This is a genomic window from Streptomyces sp. NPDC037273, from assembly GCF_055603625.1.
Window position 1 is genome coordinate 58,158 of record NZ_JBVJVO010000001.1, and the last position, 20,280, is coordinate 78,437.

General features: G+C 72.4%; 16 protein-coding genes. 4 read left to right on the top strand and 12 right to left on the bottom strand.

Going from position 1 to position 20,280, the window contains the following annotated elements:
* Positions 1-1,236, bottom strand: coding sequence for a 3-phosphoshikimate 1-carboxyvinyltransferase (gene aroA, locus ACZ7G1_RS00250; RefSeq protein ID WP_470880857.1), 1,236 nt, complete (start codon positions 1,234-1,236; stop codon positions 1-3).
* An 86-nt stretch (positions 1,237-1,322) separates the two neighbouring features.
* Positions 1,323-3,245 carry an acyl-CoA dehydrogenase family protein gene (locus tag ACZ7G1_RS00255; RefSeq protein WP_470880859.1) on the bottom strand — a complete coding sequence of 641 codons (1,923 nt, stop codon included), beginning with the start codon at positions 3,243-3,245 and terminating at the stop codon, positions 1,323-1,325.
* Positions 3,246-3,384: 139 nt separating this feature from the next.
* On the opposite strand from ACZ7G1_RS00255, the gene ACZ7G1_RS00260 reads away from it, so the two are divergent.
* Complete coding sequence (locus tag ACZ7G1_RS00260; RefSeq protein ID WP_470880861.1) at positions 3,385-3,687, top strand: putative quinol monooxygenase; 303 nt, start codon at positions 3,385-3,387, stop codon at positions 3,685-3,687.
* A gap of 64 nt (positions 3,688-3,751) precedes the next feature.
* Here ACZ7G1_RS00260 and ACZ7G1_RS00265 read toward each other — a convergent pair whose 3' ends face one another.
* Positions 3,752-5,197, bottom strand: coding sequence for an aldehyde dehydrogenase family protein (locus tag ACZ7G1_RS00265; RefSeq protein ID WP_470880863.1), 1,446 nt, complete (start codon positions 5,195-5,197; stop codon positions 3,752-3,754).
* Between the two features lie 185 nt (positions 5,198-5,382).
* A complete protein-coding gene (locus tag ACZ7G1_RS00270) occupies positions 5,383-6,363 on the bottom strand; it encodes an EamA family transporter (RefSeq protein WP_470880865.1) in 981 nt (326 codons plus the stop codon).
* A gap of 164 nt (positions 6,364-6,527) precedes the next feature.
* Here ACZ7G1_RS00270 and ACZ7G1_RS00275 point away from each other — a divergent pair, with 164 nt between their 5' ends.
* Positions 6,528-6,725, top strand: coding sequence for a hypothetical protein (locus ACZ7G1_RS00275; protein WP_470880867.1), 198 nt, complete (start codon positions 6,528-6,530; stop codon positions 6,723-6,725).
* Positions 6,726-6,756: 31 nt separating this feature from the next.
* Here the strand turns inward: ACZ7G1_RS00275 and ACZ7G1_RS00280 are convergent, their stop codons facing one another.
* Entirely contained in the window at positions 6,757-8,310 is a 1,554-nt protein-coding gene (locus ACZ7G1_RS00280) for a PucR family transcriptional regulator (RefSeq protein ID WP_470880869.1), read from the bottom strand.
* 147 nt (positions 8,311-8,457) lie between these two features.
* Positions 8,458-10,980, bottom strand: coding sequence for an ATP/GTP-binding protein (locus ACZ7G1_RS00285; RefSeq protein ID WP_470880870.1), 2,523 nt, complete (start codon positions 10,978-10,980; stop codon positions 8,458-8,460).
* A 246-nt stretch (positions 10,981-11,226) separates the two neighbouring features.
* On the opposite strand from ACZ7G1_RS00285, the gene gabT reads away from it, so the two are divergent.
* The gene (gene gabT, locus ACZ7G1_RS00290) at positions 11,227-12,561 is read left to right on the top strand and encodes a 4-aminobutyrate--2-oxoglutarate transaminase (RefSeq protein WP_470880872.1); all 1,335 of its coding nucleotides are present in this window, start codon (positions 11,227-11,229) and stop codon (positions 12,559-12,561) included.
* A gap of 100 nt (positions 12,562-12,661) precedes the next feature.
* Positions 12,662-13,396, top strand: a complete 735-nt coding sequence (locus ACZ7G1_RS00295) for a phosphatase PAP2 family protein (protein WP_470880874.1) — start codon at positions 12,662-12,664, stop codon at positions 13,394-13,396.
* Here ACZ7G1_RS00295 and ACZ7G1_RS00300 read toward each other — a convergent pair.
* The 6 genes from ACZ7G1_RS00300 to ACZ7G1_RS00325 form a co-directional block, all read right to left on the bottom strand.
* Positions 13,362-15,161 (bottom strand): chitinase, encoded by a 1,800-nt coding sequence (locus tag ACZ7G1_RS00300; RefSeq protein ID WP_470880876.1) that lies wholly within the window; start codon positions 15,159-15,161, stop codon positions 13,362-13,364. The genes ACZ7G1_RS00295 and ACZ7G1_RS00300 overlap by 35 nt on opposite strands.
* Positions 15,162-15,314: 153 nt before the next feature.
* Positions 15,315-15,806, bottom strand: coding sequence for a bifunctional DNA primase/polymerase (locus ACZ7G1_RS00305; protein ID WP_470880951.1), 492 nt, complete (start codon positions 15,804-15,806; stop codon positions 15,315-15,317).
* Between the two features lie 132 nt (positions 15,807-15,938).
* Positions 15,939-17,357 (bottom strand): NAD(P)/FAD-dependent oxidoreductase, encoded by a 1,419-nt coding sequence (locus tag ACZ7G1_RS00310; protein ID WP_470880878.1) that lies wholly within the window; start codon positions 17,355-17,357, stop codon positions 15,939-15,941.
* A 36-nt stretch (positions 17,358-17,393) separates the two neighbouring features.
* Entirely contained in the window at positions 17,394-18,191 is a 798-nt protein-coding gene (locus tag ACZ7G1_RS00315; protein WP_470880880.1) for an ABC transporter permease, read from the bottom strand.
* Positions 18,191-19,117, bottom strand: coding sequence for an ABC transporter permease (locus tag ACZ7G1_RS00320; RefSeq protein ID WP_470880882.1), 927 nt, complete (start codon positions 19,115-19,117; stop codon positions 18,191-18,193). The genes ACZ7G1_RS00315 and ACZ7G1_RS00320 overlap by 1 nt, the downstream gene beginning before the upstream one ends.
* Complete coding sequence (locus ACZ7G1_RS00325; protein ID WP_470880884.1) at positions 19,114-20,262, bottom strand: ABC transporter ATP-binding protein; 1,149 nt, start codon at positions 20,260-20,262, stop codon at positions 19,114-19,116. The genes ACZ7G1_RS00320 and ACZ7G1_RS00325 overlap by 4 nt, the downstream gene beginning before the upstream one ends.
* Positions 20,263-20,280 lie beyond the last annotated feature (18 nt).

Below are 20,280 nucleotides of genomic sequence, written 5' to 3' on the forward strand. Positions count from 1 at the left end.
TCACGGGGTGTGGACGAACGTGTCGAAGGCCCGGTGGAAATCGGGGAACGTCTTCTTCACGCAGCCGGGGTCGTCGAAGGTGATCCCGGGGGTGCGGAGCGCCGTGACCGCGAAGGACATGACGATCCGGTGGTCGCCGTGGGTGGCGATCTCGACGGGTCCGGCCGGGGTGCCGGGGTGGATCTCGATCCAGTCCGGGCCGGTCTCGACGGTGATGCCGAGACGGCGGAGGTTCTCCGCGCAGGCGTCGAGCCGGTCGCACTCCTTGACCCGGGTGTTCGCCACGTCCTCGATGCGCACCGGGCCGTCGGCGAACGGCGCGATCGCGGCCAGCGTCGGCATGGTGTCCGAGATGTCCCGCATGTTGACCGTGAGCCCGCGCAGGGTGCCCGTCGAGCGGACGGTGGTGCCCTCCGCGGTGATCTCGACGTCGGCGCCCATCCGGCGCAGCACGTCCACGAAGGCCAGGTCGCCCTGGAGCGCCCCGGTGCCCAGGCCGGGGACGGTCACCGAGCGGCCGGGTTCGAGGGCCGCGGCGGCGAAGAAGTAGCTCGCGGTGGAGGCGTCGGGCTCGATGCCGTAGGTGAGGGCGCGGTAGCCGGTGGGAGCGACCTGGTACGTACGGCCCTCCTGGACGACCTCCGCGCCGAACGCCCGCATCATCGCCAGCGTGATCTCGACGTACGGCTCCGACACCAGGTCCGTGACGGTGATGTCGAGGCCCTCGGCGGTCAGCGGGCCCAGCATCAGCAGGGCCGTCAGGTACTGCGAGGACTGCCCCGCGTCCAGCGTCAGCGCGCCGCCCTTCACACCGGAGGCGTGCACGGCGAGCGGGTGGTGGCCCTCCTTCTCCAGGTGCCGCAGATCCACGCCGAGCGTGCGCAGACCCGACGTCAGGGGGCCGAGCGGACGGGCTCGCATCTGCGCGGAGGCGTCGAAGCGGTAGGTGCCGTGGCCGGCGGCGGCGAGCGTCGGCAGGAAGCGGGCGGTGGTGGCGCCGTCCCGGCAGTAGACGTCCGCGGACTCCGCGCCCGGCCCCGCGGGCCGGCCCTCGATGTGCCAGGCGTCGGCCTCGCGGCGGACGCCGTAGCCGAGGGCGGTCAGCCCCTCGGCGAAGCCCTCCGTGTCGTCGGAGACGAGCGGGCGCAGCAGGGTCGTGGTGCCCTCGGCCGCGGCGGCCAGGAACAGCGCGCGAGCGGTGACGGACTTGGAGCCGGGAATGTCGATGACGGTCACGCCCCTATCCTGCCGCCCCGCCCGCCCCGGCGGCCCCGCGTTCCGCATGGCGGAACGCGGCGGATCGGCGGTGGGGGTCGCGGTGGTCAGGGGACGCGGCGGTGGACGTTCGCCTCGGTCGAGGGGCCGGGGGTGGCGTCGGCGATCCAGGGGCCGTCGTCGCCGGGGTCGACGATGCCCGCCTCCAGCCAGGTGTACCGGTCGGCGAGGACGGCGTCGGCGACCCGGCGGTCGAGGTCGTCGGTGTTGGACCAGAGGCGGGTGAAGAGCTCGTCGGCGCGGAGACGGGCCTGCCGGCAGAAGGCGTCGGCGAGCTGGTGGGCCTCGCGGCCGTGGTCGGTGGTGGTGCGCAGGAGTTCGGCCCGTACGCAGACGGCGCTCATCGCGAAGAGCTCGGCGCCGATGTCGACGATCCGTCCGAGGAAGGCCTGCTTGAGCTCCATGCGGCCCTGCCAGCGGGACATGGCGTAGAAGGTGGAGCGGGCGAGCTTGCGGGAGGTGCGCTCGACGTACCTGAGGTGACCGGCGAGCTCGCCGAACTCCCCGTACGCCCCGGGCAGCTGCCCGGGTCCGGTGACGAGTCCCGGCAGCCAGCGGGCGTAGAAGCCGCCGGCCCGCGCGCCGGCCCTGGCCTTGTCGCCGAGCGACTTCCCGGGGTCGATGAGGTCACCGGCGACGGAGAGGTGGGCGTCGACGGCCTCCCGGGCGATGAGCAGGTGCATGATCTCCGTCGAGCCCTCGAAGATCCGGTTGATCCGCAGGTCGCGCAGGAGCTGCTCGGCGGGGACGGCCCGCTCGCCGCGGGCGGCGAGGGAGTCGGCGGTCTCGTAGCCGCGTCCGCCGCGGATCTGGACGAGTTCGTCGGCGATCAGCCAGGCCTTCTCGGAGCCGTACAGCTTGGCGAGGGCGGCTTCGATGCGGATGTCGTTGCGGTCCTCGTCGGCCATCTGGGAGGCGAGGTCGACGACGGCCTCCAGGGCGAAGGCGGTGGCCGCGATGAAGGAGATCTTGGTGGCGACGGCCTCGTGCCGGCCGACGGGCTTGCCCCACTGCTCGCGGACGCCGGACCATTCGCGGGCGATCCGCAGGCACCACTTGGCGGCGCCCGCGCAGGCGGCGGGGAGGGAGAGGCGGCCGGTGTTGAGGGTGGTGAGGGCGATCTTGAGGCCGGCGCCCTCGGGGCCGATGCGGTGGGCCGCCGGGACCCGGACCCCGTGGAAGCGCGTGACGCCGTTCTCCAGGCCGCGCAGGCCCATGAAGGCGTTGCGGTGCTCGACGGTGATGCCGGGGGCGTCCGCCTCCACCACGAAGGCGGTGATGCCGCCGGTGTGGCCCTCGGACGCGGGCACCCGGGCCATGACGACGAGCAGGTCGGCGACGACGCCGTTGGTGGTCCAGAGCTTCACCCCGTCGAGGACGTAGTCGTCGCCGTCGGGGACGGCGGTGGTGGCGAGCCGGGCGGGGTCGGAGCCGACGTCGGGTTCGGTCAGCAGGAACGCCGAGAGGTCGGTACGGGCGAGGCGCGGCAGGAAGGCGTCCTTCTGCTCCTGCGTGCCGAACAGTTTCAGCGGCTGCGGTACGCCGATCGACTGGTGCGCGGAGAGCAGGGCGCCGACGGCGGGGCTCGCGGAGCCGACGAGCGCGAGCGCCCGGTTGTAGTACAGCTGGGTGAGGCCGAGTCCGCCGTACGCGGGGTCGATCTTCATGCCGAGCGCGCCGATCTCCTTGAGGCCGGCGATCGTCTCGTCGGGGATGCGGGCCTCGCGCTCGATGCGGGCGCCGTCGATCCGGGTCTCGCAGAAGTCGCGGAGCACCGCGAGGAAGGCCTCCCCGCGCCGGACGTCCTCGCCGGCGGGGAGCGGGTGGGGGTGGATGAGGTCGAGTCTGAAGCGGCCGAGGAAGAGCTCCTTGGCGAAGCTGGGCTTGTGCCAGTCCCGCTCGCGTGCCGCCTCGGCCGTCTGCCGGGCCTCGTGCTCGGTGACCTTGGGCCGCTGGATGGGTGCGGTCATGGACGCCTCCTGGGGGCTTCCCGTCCCTCGTACCCCCGTCGTACCCGATAACCGCGGGTTCGGAAAGACGGCGGGCGCGGGGTGTCCCCCTGGTGGAATTCCCCGGCGTCGCGGGCGGGGCCCGCGTAGGGTCCGCGCCATGCCGAAGACGATCAAGCTCATCATCCACATCACCACCCTGCCCGGCCGGGGCGCGGAGCAGGTGGCCGCCTTCGAGGCGCTCGCTCCGCTCGTCCGGGCCGAGGAGGGGTGCCTCCAGTACGACCTGCACGCGGTGGCGGACGACTCCGACCGGTTCGTCCTGATCGAGCGCTGGGCCTCGGCCGAGGCGCTCGCCGCGCACGACGCGGCCCCGCACATGGCGGCGGCCGGCGCGGCGAACAAGGCGTTCCGTGCCGGGCCCGCCGAGGTCTTCCGGCTCGTCGACGCGCCCGTGGCATGACGAAAAGGCGGTCCGAGCCCCCGCACAGTGGGCTCGGACCGCCTGGTCCGGTGGGGCGTACCCCTTAGAGGGCGAGGCCCGTCAGGACGAGCACGCGCTCGTACGTGTAGTCGTCCATCGCGTACTTGACGCCCTCGCGGCCGACGCCGGAGCGCTTGGCACCGCCGTACGGCATCTGGTCGGCGCGGTAGGACGGGACGTCGCCGACGATCACGCCGCCGACCTCCAGCGCGCGGTGGGCGCGGAAGGCGGTCTGCAGGTCGTGGGTGAAGACACCGGCCTGGAGGCCGAAGTCCGAGTCGTTGACCGCGGCGAAGGCCTCGGCCTCGCCGTCGACCTTGGTGATGGTCAGGACCGGGCCGAAGACCTCGGCGCGGGCCAGGGTGACGTCCGCCGGGAGCTCGGTGAGGACGGTCGGGGCGTAGGTCGCGCCCTCGCGCTTGCCGCCGGTGAGCAGCTTGGCGCCGGCCGCGACGGCCTCGTCGACCCAGGACTCGACGCGCTGGGCGGCGGCCTCGTCGACGAGCGGGCCGACGTCGGTGGCGTCGCTCGCCGGGTCGCCGGTGACCTGCGCCTCGACGGCCGCGACGATCTTCGGCACCAGGCGGTCGTAGACCGAGGCGTCGGCGATCACGCGCTGCACGGAGATGCAGGACTGGCCGCCCTGGTAGTTGGAGAAGGTCGCGATGCGGGTCGCGGCCCAGTCCAGGTCGGCCTCGGAGGACCAGTCGGGCAGGACGACGGCCGCGGCGTTGCCGCCGAGCTCCAGGGTGCAGTGCTTGTGCGGCACCGACTGCTGGATGGCGTAGCCGACCTTGTCGGAGCCCGTGAAGGAGATGACCGGGAGGCGCTCGTCCTGGACGAGGGCCGGCATGCGGTCGTTCGGCACGGTCAGGATCGACCAGGAGCCGGCCGGCAGGTCCGTCTCGGCCAGGATCTCGCCCAGGATCAGGGAGGAGATCGGGGTCGACGGGGCCGGCTTGAGGATGATCGGGGCGCCGACGGCGATGGCCGGGGCGACCTTGTGGGCGCTGAGGTTCAGCGGGAAGTTGAACGGCGCGATGCCGAGCACGACGCCGGTCGGGATGCGGCGGGTCAGGGCCAGGCGGCCGGCGCCGCCGGCCTCGGTGTCCAGGCGCTGGGCCTCGCCGGCGTTCCAGCGGCGGGCCTCCTCGGCGGCGAAACGGAAGACGGAGACGGCACGGCCGACCTCGCCGCGGGCCCACTTGATCGGCTTGCCGTTCTCGGCGGAGATCAGCAGCGCGATCTCCTCCGTGCGCTCGGCGAGCCGCTTCGACACGTGGTCGAGGGCGGCGGCGCGGACGTGCGCCGGGGTCGCGGCGAACTCGTCGACGACGGCGTGCGCGGCGGCGACGGCCTCCTCGACCTGGGCCTCGGTGGGCACGCTGACCTTGCCGACCAGACGTCCGTCGTACGAGTTCGTGACGTCGAAGGTGGCGTCGCCGGTGGCCTCGCGGCCGGCGAGCCAGAAGGCGTGGGTGGTCGTCATTGCGTCCCGGCCCTTTCCGTTGCGGATGGTGCGAGCGATTGCTCTCGTGACACGTTAGGGCCGGGGCGGCGAGCGTGGGCTTGTCCGGTGTGGAGTGGTGGGACCCGAACTCTGTCCGAATTGGCCGAAGGGGCCCGCGGGGTGCCGGTAGGAGCCCTACGACGCCGGGCCCCCGGCCCCGGGTGTCAGTTTCTGCGTTCGGTGGAGACGATCAGGCAGACGCCGCCGACGACGACCGCGCCGCCGAGCAGCAGCGGCCAGGTCAGGGCCTCGTTCAGGACCAGGGCGCCGAGGAGCACGGCGACGACCGGGTTGACGTAGGCGTAGGTGGCGACGAGGGAGAGCGGGGCGGCCTGGAGGAGCCAGGCGTACGCGGTGAACGCGAGGAGCGAGCCGAAGAGGATCAGATAGGCGAGGGCCACCCACGAGCGGCCCGAGATCGCGGTGACGTCGAGGCCGTGGTGCTCGCCCCGGGCGACGCCGATCACCAGGCCCGCGATGCCGCCGACGACCATCTCGTACGCGCTCGCCGTGAACGGGTTCTTCGGCATCGGCAGCCGCGAGGAGGAGAACGAGCCGACCGACCACAGCAGGGTCGCCGCGACGACCAGCACCACGCCGCCGATCTTCACCTCGCCGCTGATGCCGGGCACCGTGAGGATCGCGAGGCCGCCGAGGCCGAGCAGGACGCCGCCGACCGCGCCGATGCCGGGGCGCTCGCCGGTGGCGGTGCGCAGGATGACGACCCAGGCGGGGACGACGGCGATGAGGAGCGCGGCGAGGCTGGAGGGGATGGAGGTCTCGGCGAGGACCACCAGGCCGTTGCCGCCGGGTATGAGCAGCAGACCGACCAGGACCGCGGAGCCGAGCTGCCTGCGGTCGACCTTGAGGGCGGCGGGGCCCTGGCGCCAGGCGATGATCCCGGCGAGGAGCAGGCCCGCGGTGATGAAGCGGGTGCCCGAGGACAGGAAGGGCGGCATCGTGTCGACGGCGATCCGGATGCCGAGGTAGGTCGACCCCCATACGACGTACACGATGCCGAGCGCCGCCCACACCGCGCCGGTGATCCGGCGGGCGGGCACGGCGGTCGCGGCGGGTGCGGCGGTACGGGATCCGGGGGCGGCCTTGTGTTCCTCGGGTGCCGGTTCGACGGCGGGGCTTGTCATGCTCAGGAGACTAGGGAGTTACGGTCCCCCAGTCCAAGAAAATTGCCCGGATCCGGGCAGGGACACCGGAGCACGGACGCCGCAGGCCCGCGCGACGCCCGTTCCCGCGGCTGACAGGCGGATGACAGGATGACCGGGACCGCGGGACCACAAGGGGGAAGACCATGATCCTTTACGTACTCATCGGCGTCCTGGTGCTCGCCGTCGCCGGCTGCGGCTGCGTGGTGTGGGCCGCCCGCGGCGGCCCCCGCTGGGTCCGCGCGGTGGCCACCGTGACCCTCCTCGGCGGCGAGGTCGTACGCGACGGGCGACGGCGGAGCCTGCGGGGCGGCGGCAACGGGAGCGACAACAGCGACGGCTGACCGCCGCCCGCCCGCCCGGCCACCGGCCCGGCTACTCGGCGTCCTCGCCCGTGGCCTTCAGCGCGAGCCACAGCTCCATGCGGACGTCCGGATCGTCGAGGGAGCGGCCGAGGATCTCCTCCACGCGGCGCATGCGGTAGCGGAGCGTGTGCCGGTGGACGCCCAGGTCCGCCGCGGCCGCGTCCCACTGGCCGTGCCGCGAGAGCCAGGCCCGCAGGGAGGCCACCAGGTCCCCGCGGCCCGTGGCGTCGTGCTCGCGCAGGGCCCGCAGCATTCCGTCGGCGAAGGCGCGCACGGCGTCGTCGGCCAGCAGCGGCAGGACCGAGCCCGCCGCCAGGTCCTCGTGCTCGACGAGCGCACGGCCACGCCGACGGGCCACCGACAGCGCCTGCTCGGCCTGCTTGTACGCGGTCGCCGCCGCGCTCGCCCCGGCCGGCGCCGACAGCCCGATGACGACACCCGCCTCGTCCGCCTCACGGTCCGCGTACCCCTCACAGGCGGCGACGACCGCGCCGCCCTCCCCGGCCAGCACCACGAGCCGCCGCTCCCCCTCGGGCACGGCGAGGACCGCCTCGCCCGCGCGGGCCGCGGCCGCCTCCAGGGCCTCCGCGAGCACCGGCAGCGGGGGCTCGACCGCGGCCTCTCCCCCGGCCGGCTCCGCGACCAGTACGCGGAACGGCGCGTCGAGCAGCCCGCCGTACACCTCGCCCGCCACCGCGCGCGCGTGCTCCTGCTGCCCGGCGAGCATCATGCGCAGCACCGCCGCGCCGAGCCGCTGCTCGGCGGCCTGGAGCGAACGGGAACGTTCCGTCGTGAGGGTGAGCAGGGCGATCGCCGAGTGCACCGCGTACCGCTCGGCCGTCCCGAGCGGCGCGCCCGTCCCGACCGCCAGCGCGCCCCTGACCCGCCGCCCGGTACCCAGCGACTGCAGCTCCACCCGGTCGTCCGTACCGCCGACCACCGCGCTCGCCGGCGCCGGCCGGTCCCGCAGCCGCTCCACGTCCGCCGTCAGCCGCGCGGCCCTGCGCGCCGCCCACTCCGGCGACACCGCGACCACCGTGCCCGACGTGTCGTACAGCGCCACCCAGCCGTCCACATGCGCCGCCAGCCGGGCCACCACCGCCTCCGGCCCCTCCGCCAGCGCCGCCCTCGTCAGCTCCCGCTGGGCCTCGAACCCCGCCGTCACCGCCCGGTACTGATCGGCCGAGATCGCCGCCGACACCGCCTTGCTGATGGCCAGGAACGGCGTCCTGCGCGGCACCTCCAGAAGCGGCAGATGCTCCTCGCGCGCCGCGTCCAGCAGCGCCGGCGGAATCTCCTCGTAGTTCACCCCCACGGCGAACCCCAGCCCCACCACCCCCGCCCCCAGCAACCGCCGCACATACCGGCGCATCGCCTCCAGGTCCTCCGCGTCGAGCGTCAGCGCCGTCGTCAACAACAGCTCCCCGCCCTCCATGTACGGCACCGGATCGGCGAGCTCGCTCACATGAGCCCACCTCACCGGCGTATCGAGCCGGTCCTCACCGGCACGGACGATGAGCTTCAGAGCGGAGTGCTGCACAAGCGAAGCGAGGGTGGGCGGCATCGGCGAACCGTCGGACCTTTGAGCGAGGGGGCACCGCCCAGCCGAGCGGCGCCCCCGATTGTGCCAGGACGAAGGGGTGGCCGCTCAGCCACACGGAGGCGATCACTCCCGGCCGGCACGGCGGCCCCCGCCGCCCGCGCTCCGCGATCAGCCGCGCAGGTCGACCAGGACGGGGGGCGTGTGGGCGCCCCGGACGGTCGTGAGGGAGACGACGGCGTGGCCGGGCGGCACCGAGTGGGCCAGCTCCGAGGCGGACCAGCGCTCGCGCTCGACCTTCCGGGTCGTGACGGCGTCGGTGGTCACGGCCTTGCCCGTGACCCTCTTGCGCAGGGCGTGGATGAAACGGGTCATCGGCTGGTCGGCGAAGACCGTGTGGTGGGCAACCTCGGTGGTCTCCACCCACTCCTTGCCCCAGGTCTCGGCGAAGCCCCGGCCGTCCCAGGTGGTGATCCCGGAGAGCGCCACCCGGCAGCCGACCGCGCCGAACAGCGGGCCGTGCAGGACCTCCGGCACGTCGCCGAGGGTGCGCAGGCCGAGGACCACGCCCGCGTTCTGCGGGCGCAGCCGCTGGAGGGAGCGGACGGTGCCCTGGGTGAGCGTCCCGGTGGCGTCGTCGAGCACCAGGCACACGAAGTGGGTACGGCCTCCGACGGTCCTCGCGGCCGCGAGGAACTGGGCGAGGAGCAGCCGGGCGAGGAGCTTCGAGGCCTCCTCGTGGCCGCGCTCGGGGAGCTTCACGCGGACCCGCAGGGGGTGGTGGACGACGGACTTCAGGGAGAAGGGCCGCAGGGCCCCGGTGTCGGCACCGAAGAACTCGGCGAACGCCGGCCGGTCGAGCAGCGCGAGCCGGTCGGCGAGGAGCGGCCCGGCGTCGGCGGCCGTCCCCGCCTGCCGGATGCGTGCCTCGAGCTCGCGGCGCATCGTCGCCGGGCCGTCGGACGGCAGCCGGTCGAGCAGTGCGGCGAGCGTCTCCGGGCCCGCTTCGAGGAGTTCGCGGAGCACGGGTACGGAGGGGAAGCGGGCGTGCACGGCCCGGTAGGGGCCGATCAGCTGGGCGAGGACGGTGGCGGCGCGGCGGGCGTCGAGGTTCTCGACGTCGCCCGCCAGGCCCTCGGCGAGCAGGGCCGCCGCCTCGTCGGGGTCGGTGAGCCCGGCGTACAGGTCGAGGTCGTACGGCGAGGCCGGGTCGCCCGGGGTGACCACCACGTCGTAGGCGTCGTCGGGGCCGAGCTGGGCGTCCGCGGTGCCGACGGCGACGACCGCGCACCCGCCGGTCAGGGCCTGGAGGGTGAGCGACTCGACGACCGGGCGGGTCAGCCGGGCGGTCTTCCCGGCTCCGGAGGGCCCCACGGCTAGCAGCGAGGTGCCGAGCACGGACGGGTCGAGGGCGAGGCCCGCGCCCCGGTACGCGGCGGGGTTCCGTTCCTCGGCGACACAGCGGCCGATGCGGACCTGTCCGACGAGCAGGTCGTGGGTGGCGGCCCGCTCGGGCAGGTCGCGGGCGCCCGAGGGGTGCGTCCAGGCGGCCCCGCCCTGGCGCAGCACGGTCTCGGCCGACGCGGTGAGGCCGCCGGCGGTCCCGCGGCCCCGCTCGTCGAGGTGCCGGCGCACGCGCGCGCAGTCCACGTCGTTCATGCGTCCGGCGTACACCTCGGCGGCGAGCAGCTCGGCGGCCCGCCGCTCCCCCGCGGCCCGCAGCTCGGGCCACTGCGAGGACGGCACGGGCACGGCCGCGTCGAGCGGTGCGGCGGGGCCTCCGGCGGCGTCGGCGGCGCGCTGGGCGCGGGCCTTGAGCCGGCCCCTGATCAGGCCGGGCCAGTCGCCGAGGCGGGCGAAGGGCCACAGCACGGCCGCGGTGATCACGGTGTAGACGGTGTAGACGAGGAACGGTGAGGCGAGGACGTCGTAGCCGCCGCCGATGAGCACCACGAGGGAGAGCACGGGTCCGACGACCGGCAGCGGCTCCCAGCCGACACCAGGGAAGGCGTCCGGCCAGACGAAGGTGAGGGCGATCAGCGCCGCTCCGGCCGCGAGCGCGGCACGCACCGGGGGCCGCCGGTCGGCGAGCAGGTGGCGGGCGAGTTCCGCCCAGGCGCCGAGGCGGGCGATGGCGTAGAGGAGGCCGGCGAAGAAGACCCCGTCGTAGACGACGTGCGCCTCGGCGCCGTGCCAGTCGCGGGGCGAGGTCCCTCCGGCGTACCACCAGTCGCCCGGGGTGAAGGTGGCGAGCGGGATCCACTGGTAGGGGACGACCCCGCGCCGCCAGGCCGACCACAGCAGCAGCCCCACCACCAGCGGGATCAGCAGGCCGACGACGGTCACGGGCGCGAGCCGCCGCACTTCCCCGGCCACCCGCGGAGCCACGTACCGCAGCCGCCACACCCCCGGCGGCGTCTCGGGCCTCGGCGCGTCGAGCCATGCGACGACGGGGGCACCCGGTGCACCCGGGGCGACCGGGGCCGTGGCGGGCCGGGGCGGGACAGTGGGTGCGGCAGGGTGGGCGGGGCCGGACGGCGGAGCCGGGTGCCCGCCTCCGGGTGGAGGAGCGGTCGGCGGGGCAGGGGTGGTCCGGCGGCTCACGGGTTCGACGGGAGAGGGCGGTGGCCCCGCTGGGCGGGGGACGGTGTTGCCCCGGGTGTTGGGTGAGTCGTGTGTGCCGTCGGTCTCCATGAACCCCTGCCCCCTGACCAGCCAGGTCGCCGCGTCTGTGCAAGCGTCAATCTAGTGGGCGGGGAGGACGGCGGAGGGGTTTCGACCAGCCGTACGGCGAGGAGTGGAAGCGGAGGGGCCATGTCCATCCCGGACAACGACACACCCCCCACCACTCCCGATCGGCGCATGCCTCGCGGGGCCGCGCGGGCCTAGCCTGCGGAGGAAACCCGCAAGTGCGTCCAGAAACACCCCCAGGAGCCCCGCATGAACGCTGTCCCGCAGGAGCGGCGCGTCGTCACCGCCATTCCCGGTCCGAAGTCGCAGGAGCTTCAGGCTCGTCGGCTGGACACCGTCGCCGGGGGCGTCGGCTCCACGCTGCCCGTCTTCACGAAGCGGGCCGGCGGCGGCATCATCGAGGACGTCGACGGCAACCGTCTGATCGACTTCGGCTCCGGCATCGCCGTGACCTCGGTCGGCGCGTCCGCCGAGGCCGTCGTGCGCCGCGCGGCCGCGCAGCTGCAGGACTTCACCCACACCTGTTTCATGGTGACGCCGTACGAGGGTTACGTGGAGGTCTGCGAGGCGCTGGCCGAGCTGACCCCGGGCGACCACGCCAAGAAGTCCGCGCTGTTCAACTCGGGCGCCGAGGCCGTCGAGAACGCGGTGAAGATCGCCCGCTCGTACACCAAGCGCCAGGCCGTCGTCGTCTTCGACCACGGCTACCACGGCCGTACCAACCTCACCATGGGCATGACGGCGAAGAACATGCCGTACAAGCAGGGCTTCGGTCCGTTCGCCCCCGAGGTCTACCGCGTGCCGGTCGCCTACGGCTACCGCTGGGCCACCGGTGCCGAGAACTGCGGCCCCGAGGCCGCCGCCCAGGCGATCGACAACATCACGAAGCAGATCGGCGCCGAGAACGTCGCCGCGATCGTCATCGAGCCGGTCCTCGGCGAGGGTGGCTTCATCGAGCCGGCCAAGGGCTTCCTGCCGGCGATCGTGAAGTTCGCCAACGACAACGGCATCGTCTTCGTCGCCGACGAGATCCAGGCCGGTTTCTGCCGCACGGGCCAGTGGTTCGCGTGTGAGGACGAGGGCATCGTCCCGGACCTGATCACGACCGCCAAGGGCATCGCGGGCGGTCTGCCGCTCGCCGCCGTCACCGGCCGCGCCGAGATCATGGACTCCGTCCACGGCGGTGGCCTGGGCGGCACCTACGGTGGCAACCCGGTCGCCTGCGCCGGTGCGCTCGGTGCCATCGAGACGATGAAGGAGCTCGACCTCAACGGCAAGGCGAAGCGCATCGAGGAGGTCATGAAGGGCCGCCTCACCGCCATGCAGGAGAAGTTCCCGGTCATCGGTGACATCCGCGGCCGCGGCGCCATGATCGCCATCGAGCTCGTCAAGGACCCGGTGACGAAGGAGCCGCACGCCGAGGCCGCCGCCGCGCTCGCGAAGTTCTGCCACAACGAGGGTGTCCTGGTCCTGACCTGCGGCACCTACGGCAACGTGCTGCGTTTCCTGCCGCCGCTGGTCATCGGTGAGGACCTGCTCAACGAGGGTCTGGACGTCATCGAGAGCGCGCTCGCCACGATCTGAGGTCCGATCAGGCACACGGTGTGAAGACTCTGTGGGGGGCCGATGGCGGGATGCGCATCCCGCTGTCGGCCCCCTCTTCTCTGGCGTACGGTTTCTGCAGATGAGAGAAACACCCCGGGCGGAGCCTCCCCAGCCCCGCCCACACCGTGCCTTCTCGCACACCGCCGGTGCCTCGTGCTCCGGGACTCCTCACCGATCGGATGGCCGCACGCCCCATACCCCCCGGGGCGCGCGGCAGCCCGATCCCCTCGGCCGCCCTGGAACCACCCCCCCTGTTCCAGGGCGGCCGGCTCTCCTCTCGGCGCTCGTCGCCCTCGCCGTCGTGACCTGGCAGGTGCTCGTCCACGGCCCCTTGGCCAGGCTCGACGAGCGGGTGTCGCGCGCGGTGGTGGACTCGGTCCCCCGGCGCCTGAGCGAACTCGCCTCCGACCTCGGCAACATGACGGTCGCCCTCCCGGTCCTCGCCTGCGCGATGGGGTACGCCCTGTGGCGGGGCCGGCGTGCCGCCGCCCTCCACGCGGGCCTCGCGATGGCCGCCGTCCCGCTCCTGGTGATCCCGCTGAAGGAGTGGACCGCCCGCCCGGGCCCCCTGGAGCCCTGGGCCCACGGCTACTACCCCTCCGGTCACACCGCGACCGCGATGGTCGCCTACTTCGGCGCCGCCTTCCTCGTCTCGAACCGACTGATCCCCGTCGCCGCCGTGCTGACGGCGGTGACGGGGACCGGTCTGGTGCTGCGGGGGTATCACTGGCCGCTGGACGTGGTGGCCAGTCTGTGTCTTGGGGTGCTGGTCCTGGGGGTCAGTTCCAGGTGTACGCGTCGAAGTTCCGGCTGAACTGCCACTGGTTGTAGCGGTCCCAGTTGATGGACCAGGTCATGAGGCCGCGGAGGGCCGGCCAGGTGCCGTGGGTCTGGTAGCTGCCGCAGTCGGTCTTCTTCGTGAGGCAGTTGAGGGCCTTGTTGACCTCGACGGGGGCCGTGTGGCCGTTGCCGGCCTGGGTGGAGGCCGGGAGGCCGATGGCGACCTGCTCGGGGCGGAGGGCCGGGAAGAAGCGGTCCGTGTTCCCGGCCACCGGGAAGCCGGTGAGGAGCATGTCGGTCATGGCGATGTGGAAGTCGGCGCCGCCCATGGAGTGGTACTGGTTGTCGAGGCCCATGATGGAGCCCGAGTTGTAGTCCTGGACGTGCAGCAGGGTGAGGTCGTCGCGCAGGGCGTGGATGACCGGGAGGTAGGCGCCGGCGCGCGGGTCCTGGCCGCCCCAGGGGCCGGAGCCGTAGTACTGGTAGCCGAGCTGGACGAAGAAGGTCTCCGGGGCCATGGTCAGGACGAAGCCGGGGCCGTACTTGGCCTTGAGGGTCTTCACCGCCTGGATGAGGTTGACGATGACCGGGCTGGTGGGGTTCCGGAAGTCGGTGTCGCCGGTCTGGAGCGAGAGCGAGTGGCCTTCGAAGTCGATGTCGAGGCCGTCGAGGCCGTACTCGTCGATGATCTTCGAGACGGAGGAGACGAAGGTGTCGCGGGCGGCGGTGGTGGAGAGCTGGACCTGGCCGTTCTGGCCGCCGATGGAGATGAGGACCTTCTTGCCGGCGGCCTGCTTGGCCTTGATGGCGGCCTTGAAGTCGGCGGCGGACTCGACGTTCGGGCACTCGGTGGCCGGGCAGAGGCTGAAACGGATGTCGCCCGAGGTCACCGAGGTCGGTTCGCCGAAGGCGAGGTTGATGACGTCCCAGGAGTCGGGGACGTCGGCCATGCGGGTGTAGCCGGATCCGTTGGCGAAGCTCGCGTGGAGGTAGCCGACGAGGGCGTGCGCCGGGAGCCCTCCTCCGCCGCCGCCTCCTGAGGTGGTGCTCGCGGTCAGGGGCGCCGACTTCGGGGACTCGCCCGCGCTGTTCGCGGCGGTCACCTGGAAGGTGTACGGGGTGTTGGGCGCGAGTCCGGAGACGGTGGCCGAGGGGGCGGTGGTCGTGAGGACCTTGGCGGCCCCCACGTAGACGTTGTACGAGGTCGCGCCCGGGACGGCCGCCCAGGTCAGCGGGACGGAGGTGGAGGTCGCGGTGCCGGTCGCGAGGCCGGTGGGGGCCGCCGGGATCTGGACGGGGTCGCCGCCGGGGCCGTACAGCGAGAGGTCGTCGGCCTGGTAGGCGGGGGTGCCGTACCAGCCGTGGGTGTAGATCGTCACCGAGGTGGTGGAGGCGCCGGTGGTGAAGGTGGTGGCGAGGCGCTGCCAGGCGGGGGCGGAGGCCGTCCAGGTGGAGACGTCGGTGGTGCCGGTGCCGGTGGCGCCGAGGTAGACGTAGCTGCCGCGGACCCAACCACTCAGCGTGTACGAGGAGTTGGGCTTGACGGTGACGGTCTGGGAGCAGCGGGCGTTGTCGCTGCCGGCCGGGGTGGCCTGGAGCGCCTTCGCCCCGCTGTGTACGGGTGAGGTGACGGCGGCTCCGCTGCCCGCCGTACAGGTCCAGCCGTCGAGGCCGGCCTCGAAGCCGCCGTTGCGGGCGAGTTCGGCGTCGGCGGCCTGGGCCGCGGGGGTGAGCGCCAGGAGTCCGCCGGCGGCGAGGGCGCTCGCGAGGAGCAGGCTGAGAGGTCTGGTGCGGTCCACAACTGCCTCCGGGTGGGGGGAAATCGAGGGGAGCGCGCCACAGCATGGTCCAGACCAATCAAGTGGTCAAGACCTCTGTTCGTCGTTCGACCGCGACGGGCCGCCACCGACGCCCCCGCACCCGAGGCCGAACGGGCCGCCACCGGCTCCCCTTCACCCGAGGCCGAACGGCCCACCCGAACCCCCTTCACCCCTGGCCAGTTGCCCCGCTGCCTCGTGCATCGCCAGTTCGAGGAGCGAGGTGTCGTTGAGGGTGCCGACCCCGTCCGGGGCCACCAGCCAGCGCACTCCGCCGGTCGACCGGCCAGGGTACGGGACGACGATCCAGGTGCCGGTGCCGGCGCTGCGCACCCCGGTGCCGATCCAGCGGGCGGCGGTGCCGGGCGGGACGAAGAAGCCGATCCGGGAGTCGCCGAAGTCGGCGAGGACCGGTCCTGGCCGGTCGACGAGCCGGGTGAGGACGTCGAGGGTGGGGTAGCCGAGCTCGCCCGGCAGGATCAGCACGTCCCAGCGCCTGCCGGCGGGCAGCAGGGCGACCCCGTGCGGGTTGCGCTCCCACTCCCAGCGGCAGGCGTCGGGATCGGGCGCGACCGAGACCAGCCACTCCACCGCACTCTTGGCGCCAGAAGCCCCCGTACCAGTCATCACGACCGTCTCCTCTCCGTGTGGACGCGAGGTCCGTGGACGCGGTGTCCACACGGGAGAGAGCGGGTACGGGGGCTTCTCTTACGCGGGTTCGGCTACCCGCCGGTTGTGAGCTGCGTCACAACGGTCGTCTCAGCTGTCGAAACCGAGGCCGAGCTTGTCCATCGTCTTCAGCCACAGGTTGCGCCGGCCGCCGTTCTCGTCGGCGCGGGCCAGCGACCACTTGGTGATGCCGATGCCGGCCCAGGCGATCGGCTCGGGCGGGAACGGCAGCGGCTTGGAGCGGACCATGTCCAGCTCGGTGCGCTCGGTGCGCTCCCCCGCGAGCAGGTCGAGCATCACGTCACCGCCGAAGCGGGTGGCGCCGACGCCGAGGCCGGTGAAGCCGGCCGCGTACGCCACCTTGCCCTGGTACGCCGTGCCGAAGAAGGCCGAGAAGCGCGAGCAGGTGTCGATCGCACCGCCCCAGGCGTGGCTGAAGCGGAGCCCCTCCAGCTGCGGGAAGCAGCGGAAGAAGTGCTCGGCGAGCTTCAGGTACGTCTCCGGGCGGTGGTCCATCTCGGCGCTCAGCTTCCCGCCGAAGGGGTAGATCGCGTCGTAGCCGCCCCAGAGGATGCGGTTGTCGGCGGTGATCCGGAAGTAGTGGAACTGGTTGGCGGAGTCGCCGAGTCCCTGCCGGTTCTTCCAGCCCACCGAGGCGAGCTGCTCGGGGCTGAGCGGCTCGGTGACGAGCGCGTAGTCGTAGACCGGGACGGTGTACGGCCGGACGCGCTTGACCAGCGACGGGAAGACGTTGGTGCCGAGCGCGACCCGTTCGGCGACGACCCGGCCGTACGGGGTGCGCACGCCCATGCCGGCGCCGACGGAGACCAGTTCCAGACCGGGGGTGTTCTCGAAGATCCGGACGCCCAGGTCGAGGCAGGCGCGCTTCAGGCCCCAGGCCAGCTTGGCCGGGTGGAGCATGGCGACGCCGCGCTTGTCCCACATGCCGCCGTGGAAGGTCGGCGAGTCGACCTCGGCCCGTACGGCGTCCCGGTCGAGGAGCTCGATGCCGTCCGCGAGACCGAGTTTGTCGATCTCCTCGTACACCTCGTGCAGCTCGTCGACCTGGTACGGCTCGGTGGCCACGTCGATCTCGCCGGTGCGCTCGAAGTCGCAGTCGAGCGCGTATCGGTCGACCGCCGCCTCGATGGCGTCGAGGTTGCGCTCGCCGAGCTCCTCCAGCTTGGGCAGCTCGCCGGGCCAGCGGGCGAGGCCGTTGCCGAAGCCGTGGGTGAGGGAGGCCGCGCAGAAGCCTCCGTTGCGGCCCGAGGCGGCCCAGCCCACCTCGCGGCCTTCGATCAGTACGACATCCCGGGCGGGGTCGCGCTCCTTGGCGAGGAGCGCGGTCCACAGTCCGCTGTATCCGCCGCCGACCACGAGGAGATCGCACTTCTCGGTGCCGGTGAGGGCGGGCAGGGCGCCGGGCTTGCCGGGGTCTTCCAGCCAGAAGGGGACGGGCTGGGCGTCGGAGAGAGATTGTGCAGCGAGACGCATGGCGACTGGGGCCATGGTTTCCAACTCCTTCGGTGCCTGAGCGGCCTTCGCTCAGGCTGTTGCTGTTTTCTTGCGCCGGTTCGCGATGATCTGCCCGGCCACGACCATCAGTACCGCGAGGACGAACATCGCGGTGCCGATGACGTTGATCTGAACGGGGGTTCCGCGCTGCGCCGAGCCCCACACGAACATGGGGAAGGTGACGGTGTCGGGACCCGCGTTGAAGTTGGTGATGATGAAGTCGTCGAACGAGAGCGCGAAGGCGAGCAGCGCACCGGCGGCGATGCCGGGCGCGGCGATCGGCAGGGTCACGCGCAGGAAGGTCTGCGTCGGGCCCGCGTAGAGGTCGCGCGCGGCTTCCTCCAGGCGCGGGTCCATGGACATGACGCGCGCCTTGACCGCCGTCACGACGAACGACAGACAGAACATGATGTGGGCGATGAGGACCGTCCAGAAGCCCAGCTCGATCCCCATGTTGAGGAAGAGGGTGAGCAGCGAGGCGGCCATGACGACCTCGGGCATCGCCATCGGCAGGAAGATCAGCGAGTTGATCGCGCCGCGCGCCCGGAAGCGGTAGCGGACCAGCGCGAAGGCGATCATCGTGCCGAGGGCGACCGCGCCGATGGTGGCCCAGGCGGCGATCTGGAGCGACAGTGACAGCGACTGGCACATGTCGGCGACGCCGCAGGGGTCCTTCCAGGCGTCGAGCGAGAACCGCTGCCAGGAGTAGTTGAAGCGCCCGTTCGGCTTGTTGAACGAGAACACCATGACCACGACGTTCGGCACGATCATGTAGGCGAGCGTGAAGAGGCCCGCCAGGACGACGAGGTTCTTTCGGAGCCAGCGCATCAGACCAGGTCCTCCGTTCCCGCCTTGCGGATGTAGAGGCTGACGATCACCAGGACGATCGCCATGAGGATGAAGGAGAGCGCGGCCGCGGTCGGGTAGTCGAGGACGCGGAGGAACTGCGACTGGATGACGTTTCCGATCATCTTGGTGTCGGTCGAGCCGAGCAGTTCGGCGTTGACGTAGTCGCCGCTCGCCGGGATGAAGGTGAGCAGGGTGCCGGAGACGACGCCCGGCATCGACAGCGGGAACGTCACCTTGCGGAAGGTCGTGGACGGGGACGCGTACAGGTCCTGCGCGGCCTCGTGCAGCCGGCCGTCGATCCGCTCCAGGGAGGTGTAGAGCGGCAGGATCATGAACGGCAGGTAGTTGTACGTGAGACCGCAGACCACCGCCATCGGCGTGGCGAGCACCCGCTCGCCGTCGGTCCAGCCGAGCCAGCTGGTCACGTCGAGGACGTGCAGGGCGTTCAGCAGGTCCACGACGACGCTGTCGTCGGCCAGGATCGTCTTCCAGGCGAGCGTCCTGATCAGGAAGCTGGTGAAGAAGGGCGCGATGACGAGGACGAGGAGCAGGTTGCGCCAGCGGCCGGCCTTGAAGGCGATGAGGTACGCGAGCGGGTAGCCGAGCAGCAGGCAGAGCAGGGTCGCGGTGCCCGAGTAGAGGACCGAGCGGAGCAGCTGCGGCCAGTACTCGGTGAAGGCGTCCACATAGGTCTGGAAGTGCCAGGTGACCTTGAAGCCCTCTTCCAGGCTTCCCTGCTGGACCGAGGTGGAGGCCTGGTAGACCATCGGCAGCGCGAAGAAGACGAGCAGCCAGATGATGCCGGGAAGCAGCAGCAGGTACGGGACGAGCCGCTTGCGGGTGGAGGGCTTGCGCAGAACCGGTTCTTCTATCGGTGCGGCGTCCTGGGTGAGGGTCGCGGTCATGCGGCGTCCTCCACCGTCTCCACGCCCGCGTCGATGTCCTGCGTCGCGTCGAGCCCGAAGGTGTGGGCCGGGTTCCAGTGCAGGACGACCTCGGCGCCGGGGACGAGCCGGGTGTCGCGCTCGATGTTCTGCTCGTACACCTGGAGCTCCGCGCCGGCCGGGCTGTTCACCACGTACTGGGTGGAGACGCCGATGAAGGAGGAGTCGACGATCCGGCCGGTGACGCGGTTGCGGCCGTCGGCGATCGAGCCGGCCTCGTCGGCGTGCGCGAGCGAGATCTTCTCGGGGCGGACGCCGACGAGCACCTTGCCGCCCTGGCGGACGGCGGAGGTACAGCGGTCGCCGGGGACCCGGAGCTTGCCGCCGCCGGCCGTGACGACGACGTCCGCGCCGGTCTCGACGACCTCGGCCTCGATGAGGTTGGAGGTGCCGAGGAAGTTGGCGACGAAGGTGGTCTGCGGGTTCTCGTACAGGTCGGCGGGGGCGCCGAGCTGCTCGACCCGGCCGCCGTTCATCACCGCGACCTGGTCGGCCATCGTCATGGCCTCCTCCTGGTCGTGGGTGACGTGCACGAAGGTGATGCCGACCTCGGTCTGGATCCGCTTGAGCTCCAGCTGCATCTGGCGGCGCAGCTTGAGGTCGAGGGCGCCGAGCGGCTCGTCGAGGAGCAGCACCTGCGGGTGGTTGATGAGCGCGCGGGCCACGGCGACGCGCTGCTGCTGGCCGCCGGAGAGCTGGTGCGGCTTGTGGTGGGCCTTGTCGCCGAGCTGGACGAGCTCCAGCATGTCGTCGACCTGCTTCTTCACCGACTTGATGCCGCGCCGGCGCAGGCCGAAGGCGATGTTCTCGGTGATGTCCATGTGCGGGAAGAGCGCGTAGGACTGGAAGACGGTGTTGACCGGCCGCTTGTAGGGCGGGAGGTCGGTGACGTCCCGGTCGCCGAGGAAGACGGTGCCGGTGGTCGGGTCCTCCAGGCCGGCGATCATGCGCAGGGTGGTGGTCTTGCCGCAGCCGGAGGCGCCGAGCAGGGCGAAGAAGGAGCCCTGCGGGATGGTGAGGTCGAGCGGGTGGACGGCGGTGAAGGAGCCGTACGACTTGCTGATCCCGGTGAGACGGACGTCGCCGCCGGTGGTGTTGTCAGTCATGGGTTGCGGTCCCAGGGG

Excerpts from the sequence above, each read along its gene's own strand:
- ACZ7G1_RS00310 (WP_470880878.1), bottom strand. The coding sequence starts at position 17,357 with ATGGCCCCAGTCGCCATGCGTCTCGCTGCACAATCTCTCTCCGACGCC.
- ACZ7G1_RS00260 (WP_470880861.1), top strand. The coding sequence starts at position 3,385 with ATGCCGAAGACGATCAAGCTCATCATCCACATCACCACCCTGCCCGGC.
- ACZ7G1_RS00320 (WP_470880882.1), bottom strand. The coding sequence starts at position 19,117 with ATGACCGCGACCCTCACCCAGGACGCCGCACCGATAGAAGAACCGGTT.
- ACZ7G1_RS00255 (WP_470880859.1), bottom strand. The coding sequence starts at position 3,245 with ATGACCGCACCCATCCAGCGGCCCAAGGTCACCGAGCACGAGGCCCGG.
- ACZ7G1_RS00325 (WP_470880884.1), bottom strand. The coding sequence starts at position 20,262 with ATGACTGACAACACCACCGGCGGCGACGTCCGTCTCACCGGGATCAGC.
- ACZ7G1_RS00315 (WP_470880880.1), bottom strand. The coding sequence starts at position 18,191 with ATGCGCTGGCTCCGAAAGAACCTCGTCGTCCTGGCGGGCCTCTTCACG.
- ACZ7G1_RS00285 (WP_470880870.1), bottom strand. The coding sequence starts at position 10,980 with ATGGAGACCGACGGCACACACGACTCACCCAACACCCGGGGCAACACC.
- ACZ7G1_RS00270 (WP_470880865.1), bottom strand. The coding sequence starts at position 6,363 with ATGACAAGCCCCGCCGTCGAACCGGCACCCGAGGAACACAAGGCCGCC.
- ACZ7G1_RS00295 (WP_470880874.1), top strand. The coding sequence starts at position 12,662 with ATGAGAGAAACACCCCGGGCGGAGCCTCCCCAGCCCCGCCCACACCGT.
- ACZ7G1_RS00265 (WP_470880863.1), bottom strand. The coding sequence starts at position 5,197 with ATGACGACCACCCACGCCTTCTGGCTCGCCGGCCGCGAGGCCACCGGC.
- ACZ7G1_RS00280 (WP_470880869.1), bottom strand. The coding sequence starts at position 8,310 with ATGCCGCCCACCCTCGCTTCGCTTGTGCAGCACTCCGCTCTGAAGCTC.
- ACZ7G1_RS00305 (WP_470880951.1), bottom strand. The coding sequence starts at position 15,806 with ATGACTGGTACGGGGGCTTCTGGCGCCAAGAGTGCGGTGGAGTGGCTG.
- gabT (WP_470880872.1), top strand. The coding sequence starts at position 11,227 with ATGAACGCTGTCCCGCAGGAGCGGCGCGTCGTCACCGCCATTCCCGGT.
- ACZ7G1_RS00275 (WP_470880867.1), top strand. The coding sequence starts at position 6,528 with ATGATCCTTTACGTACTCATCGGCGTCCTGGTGCTCGCCGTCGCCGGC.